The organism is Arthrobacter sp. E70 (assembly GCF_058266945.1).
Genome location: NZ_JBYQFR010000007.1, coordinates 50,732 through 63,514 on the forward strand (window position 1 = coordinate 50,732; position 12,783 = coordinate 63,514).

14 protein-coding genes are annotated in these 12,783 nt (G+C 67.7%); 8 read left to right on the forward strand and 6 right to left on the reverse strand.

What is annotated here, in order from left to right; genetic code table 11:
• Window positions 1-93 precede the first annotated feature (93 nt).
• Window positions 94-1,644: a putative bifunctional diguanylate cyclase/phosphodiesterase gene (locus AC3IMC_RS10370; RefSeq protein ID WP_490918465.1), complete on the reverse strand. Its 1,551-nt coding sequence runs from the start codon at window positions 1,642-1,644 to the stop codon at window positions 94-96.
• 19 nt (window positions 1,645-1,663) lie between these two features.
• Window positions 1,664-3,262 (reverse strand): ATP-binding protein, encoded by a 1,599-nt coding sequence (locus AC3IMC_RS10375; protein WP_490918467.1) that lies wholly within the window; start codon window positions 3,260-3,262, stop codon window positions 1,664-1,666.
• A 245-nt stretch (window positions 3,263-3,507) separates the two neighbouring features.
• Here AC3IMC_RS10375 and AC3IMC_RS10380 point away from each other — a divergent pair, with 245 nt between their 5' ends.
• The 5 genes from AC3IMC_RS10380 to AC3IMC_RS10400 all read left to right on the forward strand — a co-directional run bounded on the left by AC3IMC_RS10380 (window position 3,508) and on the right by AC3IMC_RS10400 (window position 7,478).
• The gene (locus tag AC3IMC_RS10380) at window positions 3,508-4,284 is read left to right on the forward strand and encodes a class I SAM-dependent methyltransferase (protein WP_490918690.1); all 777 of its coding nucleotides are present in this window, start codon (window positions 3,508-3,510) and stop codon (window positions 4,282-4,284) included.
• A 152-nt stretch (window positions 4,285-4,436) separates the two neighbouring features.
• A complete protein-coding gene (locus AC3IMC_RS10385) occupies window positions 4,437-4,886 on the forward strand; it encodes a Rho termination factor N-terminal domain-containing protein (protein WP_490918468.1) in 450 nt (149 codons plus the stop codon).
• 88 nt (window positions 4,887-4,974) lie between these two features.
• Window positions 4,975-5,430 carry a hypothetical protein gene (locus AC3IMC_RS10390; protein ID WP_490918470.1) on the forward strand — a complete coding sequence of 152 codons (456 nt, stop codon included), beginning with the start codon at window positions 4,975-4,977 and terminating at the stop codon, window positions 5,428-5,430.
• 20 nt (window positions 5,431-5,450) lie between these two features.
• Window positions 5,451-6,260 carry an SDR family oxidoreductase gene (locus tag AC3IMC_RS10395; protein WP_490918471.1) on the forward strand — a complete coding sequence of 270 codons (810 nt, stop codon included), beginning with the start codon at window positions 5,451-5,453 and terminating at the stop codon, window positions 6,258-6,260.
• A 93-nt stretch (window positions 6,261-6,353) separates the two neighbouring features.
• The gene (locus AC3IMC_RS10400) at window positions 6,354-7,478 is read left to right on the forward strand and encodes a glycerate kinase (RefSeq protein ID WP_490918472.1); all 1,125 of its coding nucleotides are present in this window, start codon (window positions 6,354-6,356) and stop codon (window positions 7,476-7,478) included.
• An 8-nt stretch (window positions 7,479-7,486) separates the two neighbouring features.
• Here AC3IMC_RS10400 and AC3IMC_RS10405 read toward each other — a convergent pair whose 3' ends face one another.
• From AC3IMC_RS10405 to AC3IMC_RS10415, 3 genes are read right to left on the reverse strand one after another with little or no spacing between them, the layout of a single operon-like run.
• On the reverse strand, window positions 7,487-7,810 hold the full coding sequence (locus AC3IMC_RS10405; protein ID WP_490918473.1) for a LuxR family transcriptional regulator: 324 nt from the start codon (window positions 7,808-7,810) through the stop codon (window positions 7,487-7,489).
• 28 nt (window positions 7,811-7,838) lie between these two features.
• Window positions 7,839-8,501: a DUF6766 family protein gene (locus AC3IMC_RS10410; RefSeq protein WP_490918475.1), complete on the reverse strand. Its 663-nt coding sequence runs from the start codon at window positions 8,499-8,501 to the stop codon at window positions 7,839-7,841.
• Between the two features lie 3 nt (window positions 8,502-8,504).
• Window positions 8,505-9,026 carry a DUF6328 family protein gene (locus AC3IMC_RS10415; protein WP_490918476.1) on the reverse strand — a complete coding sequence of 174 codons (522 nt, stop codon included), beginning with the start codon at window positions 9,024-9,026 and terminating at the stop codon, window positions 8,505-8,507.
• Between the two features lie 231 nt (window positions 9,027-9,257).
• On the opposite strand from AC3IMC_RS10415, the gene AC3IMC_RS10420 reads away from it, so the two are divergent.
• The 3 genes from AC3IMC_RS10420 to AC3IMC_RS10430 all read left to right on the forward strand — a co-directional run bounded on the left by AC3IMC_RS10420 (window position 9,258) and on the right by AC3IMC_RS10430 (window position 11,690).
• On the forward strand, window positions 9,258-10,157 hold the full coding sequence (locus AC3IMC_RS10420) for an SDR family oxidoreductase (RefSeq protein WP_490918477.1): 900 nt from the start codon (window positions 9,258-9,260) through the stop codon (window positions 10,155-10,157).
• Window positions 10,158-10,205: 48 nt separating this feature from the next.
• A complete protein-coding gene (locus tag AC3IMC_RS10425) occupies window positions 10,206-10,577 on the forward strand; it encodes a hypothetical protein (protein ID WP_490918478.1) in 372 nt (123 codons plus the stop codon).
• Window positions 10,578-10,820: 243 nt separating this feature from the next.
• Window positions 10,821-11,690 (forward strand): glycosyltransferase, encoded by an 870-nt coding sequence (locus AC3IMC_RS10430; protein WP_490918479.1) that lies wholly within the window; start codon window positions 10,821-10,823, stop codon window positions 11,688-11,690.
• 66 nt (window positions 11,691-11,756) lie between these two features.
• On the opposite strand, the gene AC3IMC_RS10435 is transcribed toward AC3IMC_RS10430, so the two are convergent.
• A complete protein-coding gene (locus AC3IMC_RS10435; RefSeq protein WP_490918480.1) occupies window positions 11,757-12,758 on the reverse strand; it encodes a sugar phosphate isomerase/epimerase family protein in 1,002 nt (333 codons plus the stop codon).
• Window positions 12,759-12,783: the final 25 nt, after the last annotated feature.

The window sequence follows — 12,783 nt, forward strand, 5'->3', positions numbered from 1 at the left end:
TGTTACTGCTCGACCTGATTTCCGCGGCGACGAAAACCAGACACCGCACGTTGATCGTATATCGGCCGAACTGAAAGCGCAGTAGTTTGTGCTCTACTGGTTAGCGCTCTCCGGCTGGCCCGCCAGCAGGGCGGGAATCTGCCCCGGGGGCACGGGGCGGCTGAAGTAGTAGCCCTGGGCGCTGAGGCACCCCAGGCCCCGCAGGATCTCTGCCTGCTCCGCCGTCTCCACGCCTTCCCACACGGCCTCCAGCCCGCAGGCGCGCACCAGCTGGAGGACGGCGGCCACGAGGGCCGGCTGGCTGGGGTCCGTTTCCAGCCCGGCGATCAGCGACCGGTCAACCTTGACCCTGTCCACGGGAAGCCGGCGGAGGTAGCTGATGGACGAGTATCCCGTGCCGAAATCGTCAATCTCTATCCCGACCCCCAGCCCCCGGAGGCCGCCCAGTGAGTAGCGGTCCAGCTCGTTGCCCCTGACGATTGCCACTTCCGTCAGCTCCAGGACTACCTGGTGCGGCTTCACGCCGGTTTCCTGCAGCACGTTCCGCACGTCCTCGATGAACTGCAGGCTCTGGAGGTCCGTGGCGGAGATGTTGATGCGCACCGAGAAGCGCTGGTCCACCAGGGACGCGTCGATCCAGGCCCGCAGCTGCTTCACTGCCGTCCGGAGGACCCAGTGGCCAAGATCGGAAATTAGGCCCGCTTCCTCGGCAAGCGGGATGAATTCGTCCGGCATGATGAAGCCGCGGGTGGGGTGGTCCCACCGGACCAGCGCCTCCACGCCCTCGATCCTTCCGCTGCCGAGCTCCACGACGGGCTGGTAGTACAGCGTCAGGGCGTCGTCCTTGATGGCTGCCCGCAGGTCTTCCACCAACTGGCTGCGGAGGCGCCGCATCAACAGCAGCCCCGGCTCGAACCGGTGCAGCCGGTTCTGGCCCTCTGCCTTGGAGGCGTACATGGCGACGTCGGCCTGCATGAGCATGTCCTCGGGGCTCTGGCCGTCATCGGCGATGCTGAGCCCGATGCTGGCTCCGCAGCGCACACTCCTGCCCGGCAGCTCAATAGGGTCGCTCAGGGCGGCCGCGATGCGCGATGCCACGACGGCCGCCTGGTCCGCCGACGCCGATGGCATGACGATCGCGAATTCGTCACCTCCCAGCCGGGCCACGACGTCCGACGCCCGCACCGCGTCGCGGAGCCTTTCGCCCACCGTGACCAGGACCTGGTCGCCGCCGGTGTGCCCCATGCTGTCGTTGATGGACTTGAAGGCATCCAGGTCAATCAGCAGGATGGCCGGCCCTTCATCCGGGGCGGCCTCTTCCGGCGCGGAGTGGCCCGCCAAGGCGGTCTTGAGCGCCTCGATCAGCGCTGAACGGTTGGCCAGGCCGGTGAGCGGGTCCTGCATGGCCATCTTCTGCATTTCCAGGTGTGCCTCGTGCAGGAGCTGGGTGCGGACCTGGACGCGCTGCTCCAGTTCCTGGTAGATGACCTGCAGGTCTTCGGCCAGCAAATTGGTGCCCATGATGATGGCATCGAGTTCGTCCCGCGCGGGGGAGACCTCGATCCGGGAGGTCAGGTCTCCGGAGGCAAGCCGGACTATGCCTTCCAGCAGCTGGGAAAGCCGGGGGTCGTCGTCGGCAAACATCGGCTGTCCTCCTGTCCGCCTAGTTGGACTGGACCCGGTCAGTGCCCAGCGGAAGGCTGACCGTGACCGTGGTGCCTCCGCCCAGGGTGGAGGCCACATTAATCTGTCCGCCGTGGCGGTCCACAATATCTTTGGAAATGGCCAGGCCCAGCCCAGTTCCCGGGATGGCGCCGGACATGGCGTTGGAGGCCCGGTAGAACCGCGTGAACACGTGGTCGATCTCATCGCTCGAGATGCCGATGCCCGTATCGGCAACCCGGACCGTGGCCCATTGGGAACCGTCAGGCGCTGCGTGCGATTCGCTGCCGACCTCGATCCGCCCCCCACTGGGAGTGAACTTGATGGCGTTGGACACCAGGTTGGTGAACACCTGCTGCAGCTGCACTTCATCGCCGAGGATCTGCGGATCCTCGGGCACGGGATCCACATCGATGGTGACGTTCTGCAGCGTGGCAAGGGGGCGCAGTGCCGCGGTCACCAGGCCCAGGGTCTGTCCCAGGTGCACGGGGGCCAGGTGCATGGGACCGTCGTCCGGCCCGTGGCGCGAGACGCTGAGCATGTCCTCCACGAGTGTCCGGAGCCGTTCGGTATTGCGGACCACGATGTCCAGCATCTGGTGGACTTCCTTGGACACCGGGTGCTGGGTGCTTTCCTGGATCATGTCCAGGTACGCCATGATCGAGGTCAGCGGGGTGCGCAGTTCGTGGTTCACGGTGGCCAGGAAGTCCGTCTTGGCTTTGTCGAGCTCCCGCAGCCGCTTGACCACCTGTTGCTGGCTGCTGATCAGGTGGCTCTGGATCAGCCCGTAAGCGGCGTTGCCCGCCACGTGCTGGATGAGGCCAAGTTCGGCGTCGGACCAGCTCCGGGGCCGGTCCATCATGGCGATCCAGATGATGCCGAGGGACGAGTTGCCTTCCCCGATAGGGACGGCAAGCGACGAAACCGCGCCCGCAACCGTTGCGGCGGGTTTGTCGTGCGGGCGTCCCTGCGCTTCGTGACCGTCTGCGGACAGCGTTTCCGTCCCGGCCCAGAGGGCGTCCGCCAGCTGCCGGGCCTCTTCTTCGCCGGGAACGGCGTCCTGGCCCAGTTCCGGCAGCCCGGGGCGCCGCCATGTGGCCACGATCGGGGGCACCCTGGGGTCTTCGAAGGTGGCCAGGACCACGTGGTCGGCGCGGAACGTCCGGCCGAACCCGGAAACGACATGGTCGGCAATTTCCTGGGGGTCGTTGGTGGCGCGGACCGCGGCGGACACTTCGCGCAGTTGCTCCCGCAGGCCCTCGGCCTCCTGCCGGGACGCCCGCCGCCTGGCCGCCTGCTCGATCAGTACAGTGGCGCGGTGCACCAGCTCCCTGGGGACCGGCGGCTTGGTAATGCAGTCGTGGATGCCCGGAGGGTTGGCGGCGGCGATCTCCGCAGGACTGTCCAGGTCCACCATCACCAGGACGGGGGCCGGTGACCTGACTGCCGCCAGGAAGGCGTCGGCCACGATGACAGATGGCTCGGAGGCCCGGAGTGCGGCGGCGAGGCTGTCAGTGTCCCGGGCTTCGAGGACGCTATAGCCGGCGTGGCGCAGCGCCTCGGCGTTGACCGCCAGGCGGCGGGGGTCCGGATCAGCCACGACCGCTGTGCGTGGAGCGCGTACCTCATTCGGCACAGCCGTCACAGTGCCCCCTTCCCTCCCAGTTCTCTACATTCTAGGGGGATCCGGCCCCTGCGGTTCCATAGATTCACCGGCGAATCGGGTGCGGGGAGGGCGCGCGGCGTAATATGGCGCTGCTCCAGCGGCTGTCCCGTCCTGGAACATATATTTGAGCGGTGTCCACCCCAGCGAAACCCCCGGTGCCCGCCTGGCAGAAGTTCCTGATGCTCCCCAGGATCATCAGGCTCGCCCGGCACGCCCCGAAGGACCGGCCCACGGCCTGGGACCGCTACTGGGCGGGCATTACCGCGACGGGCGAGGGCGGCGAGGTGCTGTGGGACTCCGGCAGCGACTCCGAGTTCCTGGGCTACAAAGACACGCTGCTGCGCTACCTGGATCCCGGGCTTCCCGTCGTTGATGCCGGTTGCGGCCACGGCAGCTTCACCCGCGCGCTCGCCGGGATCTTTCCACAGGCCATCGGCGTCGACGTTTCGGAACACGCGGTGGCGCGGGCCCGGTCCGAGTCCCGTGGCATCGGCAACGTCAGGTTTGATGTCCGTGACCTGACGGCGCCCGGGGCGGGTGCCGCACTGGCGGCCGCAGGGCTGGTGGACGACGGCGGGGCCAACGTTTTCATCCGGGGCGTGCTGCACGTGCTGGACGACGACGACCGGGCGGCGCTGGTGGAAAACCTGAAGGCCGTCGCCGGGGCCCGGGGCGCGGTGTTCATGGCAGAAACCAACTTCCAGGGAAATCCGCTGGAATACGTCTCCCATCTTGGTGCCACCAGGCGGGGTATCCCGGCGCCCTTGGAACTGGCCATCCGCGGGCTGCCCATGCCCGGCCACTTCGGCCCCGCAGAACGCCAACGGGTGTTCCCGGCGTCGGCCTGGGAACTGCTTGAAGACGGCGATGTTGCCATCCGGACCAACCCGGTGACCGGCGTTGCGGGCCAGGACCGCGTACCCGGCTACTACGCGGTGGTCCGCCCGCTGCCCTAGCTGTACTGCCCAGGGACACCTAGCGCCCCCTGCAGAACCGCACACTTCCCCGCAGGCTACCCGCACAGTACCGCTGTGCCCCTTGACACGCGGCCGGACCGGGAGGCTCCATGGTAAGTAGACTTACTAAGTAGCAGGGAAAGGACGGTGCCGTGGCGCAGGACAAAGGAAACAACACCGGCGAAACGGGTAAAGGCGGGGATGACGAGGACCTCGGCGCAGGCCCGGAAGGCGGCAAGATCCGCCGCGGACCCGAGTCCTCAAAATCCCTGCAGTACTCACAGGAGGTCACCTCCACCGAGGATGAACCGGAACGGGAGGGCCGCAGCCTGGCCACCACGCACCATGAGGTCATCAGGCAATGGGCGCAGGAGCGCAACGGCGTCCCGGCCACGGTGGAGGGCACCGAGCATGGCGACCACCTTGGAGTGCTGCGCATCGACTTTGGCGGCGACGACGACAAGCTCCGCCACGTCAGCTGGGAGGAGTGGTTTGACACCTTCGACTCCCGGAAACTGAATTTCATCTACCAGGAACAACGCAGCGACGGCACGCAATCGAACTTCTTCCGGTTGGAGAACCCCAACCGCGAAGACGCCTGAGCCGCACCGCCCCAACTTTCGACGCCGGCGCCGGGCCACCCCCGGCGCCCTTCAGTCGACCGCTGGCGCAAGACCTACAGGAAACCCCATGAGCAATCTCATCCCGTCCGGCGCACTTCGCCGGATGCTGCTGCCGCCCACCTACGGCCGGCACGTAACCCCCGCCAGCGAATTCACCATCCTCTCAGTGGAGGTCTGGGCCTCGGGGTTGGTGGTCAACGTCCACTTGGCCTCGGAAGGCGGACCCGCCCCCCGGCTGATTCTGGAGGACCACTTCGGCACCACATATTCGCTGCAGGAATCCGCCGTCGTTGATTCCCGGAACCTGCAGGTCTTCACGCCGTCGGTGCCTCCCGGGACCAGGAGCCTCACCATCCGGGCCGCGGATGATCCAGGGCGTCCCGTGGTGACTTTCGCCGTGCCGCTGATGGCGGTTCCGGAGGCGCCGTCCGTGGCTGCCGTGCCGGAGGTACCTGCCGCACGGGAGGCGGCAGGCCTGCCGGATGAAGGACCCTACCAGCCGGAACTCCGCCGCCCAGCTTGACCCAACCGAAAGGCTGCACCATGCCAGACACCAGCAACTTCGCGCCCACCACCGCCATCGTCACCGGTTCGGACTCGGGAATTGGAAAAGCTACAGCCGTCGCACTGGCCCGCGCCGGAATGGACGTGGGCGTAACTTGGCACTCCGACAAAGCCGGGGCGGAAGCCACGGCCGACGAGGTCCGGGGCGCGGGCCGCAAGGCCGTGGTCCGGCAACTGGACACCACCGAGCTCGGGGCGGCGGCAGGAGTGATCGATGCCCTGGCGGACGAACTGGGCGGCGTGGACGTCTTCGTCAACAACGCCGGCACGGGCGAAGGCACCAAGTTCCTGGATCTGGATATCGACGGCTGGATGCGCACCCTGGACACCAACCTCAACGGCGCCTTCGTCTGCCTGCAGGCCGCAGCCCGGCGGATGGTGAAGGCGGGGAAGGGCGGCCGGCTGATAGCGGTGTCCAGCGTGCACGAGTTCCAGCCCCGGGTTGGCTCATCCGCCTATGACGCGTCAAAGCACGGCCTGGGCGGCCTGATGAAGACCCTCGCCCTGGAGCTCGGAGCCTACGGGATTACGGCCAATACCGTTGCCCCCGGCGAAATTGCCACCCCGATGACCGGGCAGGAGGACCAGGACCCGACGGCGACGGAACGGCCGGGCGTGCCGCTGGGCCGGCCCGGCAACGCGTGGGAAATCGCCGACGTCATCGCCTTCCTCGCTTCCCCGGCATCCAGTTATGTCACGGGTGCCGCCTGGGTCGTGGACGGTGGAATGCTGCAAATGGGGCCGCAGGCGGGCTCCCACATCACCGGCAACGAGTGGCGCGAGGCCTAACCGCGCACAGTCAAGACCCGCGCGGCATCTGCCTTCGTCCGCATAACGGATGAGGCAAGCGCTTTCCGGCGCGTGGCTGGCATGATGGAGCGCATGCGCATTCTTATCGCTCCGGACAAATTCAAGGGCTCCCTCACGGCCGCCGAGGCCGCCGCCGCGATGGCGGAAGGGGCGCTGCGGGTGTACCCGGATGCCGTTACCACCCAGTTCCCCATTGCCGACGGCGGCGAGGGCACCTTGGAGGCGGCTGTGGCCGCAGGCTATGAGGAGCGGCTCAACGCCGTGGTCGGACCGATCCTCGCCCCTCTGGGCGCGGCCTGGGCGATCCGGAAGGCCGGCGACGGAAAGGTCACCGCGGTGATCGAAACCGCACAGGCTTCCGGCCTGGCGGACATGGAGCCGACGCCAGCCAACGCCCTGCGCGCGCATTCCTACGGCTGCGGACAGCTGATCGCGGCCGCTTTGGACGCCGGGGCCACCGAGATCGTGCTGGGTCTGGGCGGCTCGGCGATGACGGACGGCGGCAGCGGAGCGCTGCGTGCCCTCGGCCTTAAGCCCCTGGACGCCGCCGGAAACGTGGTGCCGCTGGGCGGCGGAGCGCTGGCGGACGTCGTTTCGCTGGACACCAGCGCCCTGGACCCGCGCCTGGCCGCCACGACCTTCCGCATCGCCGTCGATGTCCGCAACCCGCTGTACGGGCCATCCGGCGCCGCCCACGTCTTCGCACCCCAGAAGGGCGCGGACCAGGAGGGGGAAGAGCTGCTCGACGCCGGGCTGCGCAACTGGGCTTCCATTCTCCGGGAAGTGACGGGCCGGGACGTGAACGTCCCCGGGGCAGGCGCCGCCGGCGGCTTCCCGGCGTCGTTCCTTGCCTTCACCAGTGCCACGCTGGAAGGGGGCTTCGCGCTCGTGGCGGGCCTGACCGGCCTGGCCGGGCAGCTGGCCGGAGCGGACCTCGTGATCACCGGGGAAGGCTCAATGGACTCCCAGTCGCTTACCGGCAAGGCGCCCATCGCGCTCGCAGACGCTGCCCGGGAGCTGGGCATCCCGGTCATCGTGGTGGCCGGCCGGATCCTCGTGACGCTCGAGGACCTGGCCGGGCACGGGGTGGTGGCCGCCGCGCAGCTGCTGGATGTCGCCGCAAGCCCCGAAGACGCCGTCGCCAACGCCGGCAAGTACCTGGCCTGGGCAACAAGCCAGGTACTTGAAGGGGCCTAGCTGTACAGCTAGCCGACGATGGTGGTGTTGCGGCGCCGCCGGAAGACCAGGACCGCAATCACCACCAGCACAGCGATTCCGCCGATAACCCAGGGGGCGTAGTTCACGCGCGTCGATTCGTTCTGCGCTGATTCGCCTGTGCCCGGGTTGGCGGGGCCGGTGGACGCGGTGTCGCCCGGGGACGGCGTGGGGGAGGTTCCCAGGTCGGCGTGGGCAGGGGCGGCCTGGGTAACGGCGGTTCCTGCCGCCGCTGCCCCCGCGGCGACGGCGGGCATTGCCGGGGCGGTCAGGAGCAGCAGCGCCAAAAGGGCGGTCCGGACAAGTGCTCGCATACAGTTTCTCCTCTTGGTCGACCGGGCCTCAGGCGCCGGTCTCGTAGTGGGGTTCTGCAACAGGTTTCGATTCCGGGGACCCCTTTTCCCGGAGGTAGACCGAGGCGCCCACCAGGACGGCGACGGCCAGGAATTCGCTTTGCCAGTTCTGGAAGGACTCGAACCAGAAACGGCTGGTGCCGAAATATTGCAGGAAGCTGACGGTGGCCTCGCCGTGGCTCTGCTGGTCCTGGTTGTACTCATCCACACCGCCGGCCGCGTGCAGGAGGAACGAGGCCAGGAACAGCACGAAGAACATGATGGACAGGGAATGCTCGTAGAGCTTGAGGACTGCGCCGCCGCGCCTGACCGGCCACGGTGACGCACTGCTGAGCTTGGCTTCGCTCGGATCCTCGTCCTGCGGCGCCTTCCTGCCCATGGGCTTTGACTCGGAGGAGCCCTTCTGGAACAGGAACACCGTCAGGACCACATACATGGCCATCTGCAGGAACTCCGATTCCCAGTTTTCGAACGTAGCCTCCACGAAGGCCCCGGTGGCGAGGAACTGCAGAACGCCGACTGCCGGCTCCCCGTGGGCCTGCTGGTCCTCGCTGTAGGACGCGGCGCCGGAGAGGATCATACCCACGAAGAACGCCAGGAACAGGCCCAGGTTCGCCAGCAGCAGCCCGTGCTCTTTGGCCCATTTACGCATGATTTACTCCTTATCCCGCACCGAAGTGTGGTTCTTGTCGCTGGCCCGCTTATTCAGGTGCAGGGGAACCAGCACCAGCAGGACCACCAGGATTCCCAGCAGTGCCCCGCCCGCGGTCATCCCCGCCGACCGGCCCGCGGTCACGTCAAACACCAGGGCGGCCGTTCCGGTACTGAGCAGCGCGATCCCGGCAAGGGCGATCTTGGTGATGGAATCTGCGCTGGATACCAGGGTTTCCTTGAGCCGCTTCCGGAACAGCCTGCGGTGCACACTGACCGGCAGAAGAATGAAGGCCGTGGTCAAGGCGGCAACAACCACATTGATGAGGTACAGATTGACCTGGAAATCGTCCAGCTCCTCGAACCGCTGCTGGAAAGGCAGCGTCAGCAGGAATCCGGCCAGAATCTGCACCCCGGTCTGCAGGACCCGCAATTCCTGCAGCAGCTCCGCCCAGTTGCGGTCCAGCTGCTCTTCGCGGGTCTCGTTGCGTCCCGACTTGCCCGTGTAGTCCTCCACTTCGGACATCGGCCCTCCTTCCTTGTCCGGCCAGCGTGTGTCCCTTCTTTCTACTCCCCCCGTACCCAGAAACAAGGCTGTCCGTTGCGCGTGCGGCAACATTTGGTAAGTTTACTGATTATTGCCCGTGCCGGTGGACTTCGTCCTTCGGCCGGGATAGCTTCGAAGGGCCGGAGCACGGGCGCTTCTTTACCGACACAGGTCACATGACACACGTCAACCGACACAGGCAGGCGGACTATGAGCGACACGGACAAGCAGACAGACCAGCCGAAGGATCCCCGAGGCGGCTACCACTCGGGACCTTTCCCGGAGCAGGAACAGAAGCAGCCAGGGCTGACCGCGCCAATGGACCCCAAGCCGGACCACGGGGAACTCAGCTATGAGGGGCACGGCAAACTCGACGGCAAAGCAGCGCTGATCACCGGCGGCGACTCCGGCATCGGCAAGGCCGCGGCCATCGCCTTCGCCCGGGAAGGGGCCGACGTCGCGATTTCCTACCTGCCGGAGGAGGAAGATGACGCCCAGGACACCGCGGAATGGATCCGGAAGGCCGGCCAACGCGCGCTGCTGCTGCCGGGGGACGGACGCGAGGAGGAATTCAGCACCCGCATCGTGGAGCAGGCCGTCGCCGAGTTCGGACGCCTCGACGTACTGGTCCTGAACGCGGCCTACCAGAAGAACCGCGAAAGCCTGGAGACCCTTCCCACCGAAGAGTTCGACCGGGTCTTCCGGACCAACCTCTACTCCCTGCTCTGGACCGCACGCGCCGCGGTACCGCACCTCAAGGCCGGGGCGTCCATCATCACCACGGCGTCGATCCAGGCTTTCAACCCCTCGCCCGGACTCATCGACTACGCCATGACCAAGGCGGCGCAGGTGGCCTTCACCAAGGCGCTGGCCCAGGAACTGGGTCCCAAGGGGATCCGCGTCAACGCCGTGGCCCCGGGGCCCATCTGGACGCCGTTGATCCCGGCTACCGAGTGGCCGGACAAGCTGCCCAAGTTCGGCCAGGACACGCCGCTGGAACGTGCCGGCCAGCCTGCGGAGCTCGCGGCGGCCTACGTGCTGCTCGCCTCCGAGGACGGCTCGTACATCTCCGGCGCGGTCCTTCCCGTCACAGGCGGCAAGGGACTCTAGGCAGGAACACCAGACCAGCAACACCGGCAACCCACAACAGGAGGAAGCATGACGCAGGAAAACCAGCAGGCTGAACCCGAGACGGCTCCGGGCGGCTACGGCACCCCCACCGCCGAGCAGGAGGCGGCAGGGACGCAGGCCGGCCAGGGCCAGTCAGGCGGCACGCCGTCGGGGGGAACTTCGGGCGGCGCCGAGACGAACGAACCCCAGGCCGGGGTGGGGCAGGAGCAGGTGCCCCACGACATGGACGTCCCCTCGAGCGCGGCGGAGATCGACGAATCAAACGATGACTCCAAGGGGTCTGCGCCGGTTTCTTCTGAATCTGGCCAGGAGGCTGCGGGCATCCCCGACGGCAGCGGGAACGATCTTCCGAAGGAAGAATCGCCCAACGACGAAGACGAAAGCTTCGACGCCGGGTAATCCGCGCCAGCGCCCCAAGGCCCCCGCCCCGAAGCCATCCGGCAGCAGGAGCGGGGGCCTTTGCCGTGCCTGGATCCCGCGGACTGCCGTCGGCATACATCCGGCGCCGTTGGGTACAGGACAGGACGAAACCAATTCTCCGGCCCCGGCAGCAGCGACTGCCGGACTGCGCCTTCCCGTGCACTGCACCCTTCCGTGCGCTGCGCCTTCCCGGGGCCGGACCCGATGCAAGGAGGGTGGGCTGTGAGCAGGAGAACTTCGGAACAGTGGGCACAGCGACAGGACCGGCCCGGCAACGTGGCCGTGGACGTCCTGGTGCCCACCTGCAACCGTCCGGCGGAGCTCGCCGTCACCCTTGCCGGCCTGGCCGGGCAGGCCGGGCCCGCGTTCGCCGTCGTCATCAGCGACCAGTCAGCCGGCCAGCCGGCGTGGGAACACCCCGCCGCGGCCGCCATGGTCCGGGTGCTCGAAGCCCAAGGCCGTCCCGTCACCCGGCACCGCCACCTGCCGCGGCGCGGGCTCGCCGAACAGCGCCAGTTCCTGCTGGAGCAGTCCACGGCGGACCAATGCCTCTTCCTGGACGACGACGTCTGGCTGGAACCGGGGGCACTGGACCGGCTGAGCCAGGCCCTGGCCAAGCTTGGGTGCGGTTTCGTGGGAATGGCGCCGCAGGGACTGTCCTTCCTGAACGACCGCAGGCCGGAAGAGACGGCAGCCTTCGCCGCGTGGGAGGGGCCCGTGACTCCGGAGCGGGTCCGCCCGGGCACTGCCGAATTCGAGCGGTGGCCCCTGCACAGTGCCGCCAACCTCAGCCACCTCAGCGTTGAACTCGACCTGCAACCGGGCCAGTGGGTGCCCTACCACGTGGCGTGGCTGGGCGGCTGCGTGCTGTACCGCCGCGAGGCGTTGCTCGACGCCGGCGGGTTCAGTTTCTGGACCAGCCTGCCCGCGGCCCATGCTGGCGAGGATGTCGTGGCCCAGTGGCAGGTCATGGAACGGTTCGGCGGGGCGGGCATCCTCCCCTCAGGCGCCGTCCACCTCGAATCTCCCACCACGGTGACGGACCGGCGGGTGGAGGCGTACGACGTCGTCCTCCAGCAGGACCCGGTCTGACCCGGCCGCGCTAATGCCCGGGAGCGGCCGCGAGCTTGAGCCCGACCCCCCGCCTCCGCACCAGGCTCAGTCCTTGGTGCTGAAGGCGGCGTCGAAGCTGGTTTGGGAGGCTGGGAAGTCGTATTTCTTGAGTGCTGCGAGGGCTTCGGGGGCGCCGTGGAGCCGGTCCATGCCGGCGTCTTCCCATTCGATGCTGATGGGGCCGGTGTAGCCGATGGCGGTGAGGGCGCGGAAGGAGGCTTCCCAGGGGACGTCGCCGCGGCCTGCGGAGACGAAGTCCCAGCCGCGGCGGGGGTCGCCCCAGGGCAAGTGGGAGCCCATGACGGTGTTCCGTCCGGTCTGGCGGACCTTGGTGTCCTTGCAGTCCACATGGTAGATCCGGTCCTTGAAGTCCCAGATGAAGGAGACGGGGTCGATGCCCTGCCACATCATGTGGGAGGGGTCCCAGTTCAGCCCGAACGCTTCGCGGTGGCCGATGGCTTCGAGGGTGCGGACAGTGGTCCAGTAGTCGTAGGCGATCTCGGAGGGGTGCACTTCGTGGGCGAAGCGGACGCCGTTTTCGTCGAAGACGTCCAGGATGGGGTTCCAGCGGTCGGCGAAGTCCTGGTAGCCGGCCTCGATGACTTTTTCGGGGACGGGCGGGAACATGGCCACGTACTGCCAGATGGAGGAGCCGGTGAACCCGACGACGGTGTCCACGCCGAGGGCTTTGGCGAGCCGGGCGGTGTGTTTCATTTCCTCGGCGGCGCGCTGGCGGACGCCTTCGGGGTCGCCGTCGCCCCAGACCTTGGAGCGCACGATGGCCTGGTGGCGGAAATCGATGGGGTCATCGCAGACGGCCTGGCCGGTGAGGTGGTTGGAGATGGCCCAGACTTTGAGGTTGTACTTGTCCAGGATCTCGAGTTTGGACTCGACGTAGCCGGGTTCGTCCCAGCGCCAGGCGTCCAGGTGGTCGCCGGAGACTGCGATTTCGAGGCCGTCGTAGCCCCAGCCGGAGGCGAGGCGGGCGACTTCTTCGAAGGGCAGGTCGGCCCACTGGCCGGTGAACAGGGTGAAAGGGCGGGGCATGGGGATTCCTTAGCTGGTGGGCGGT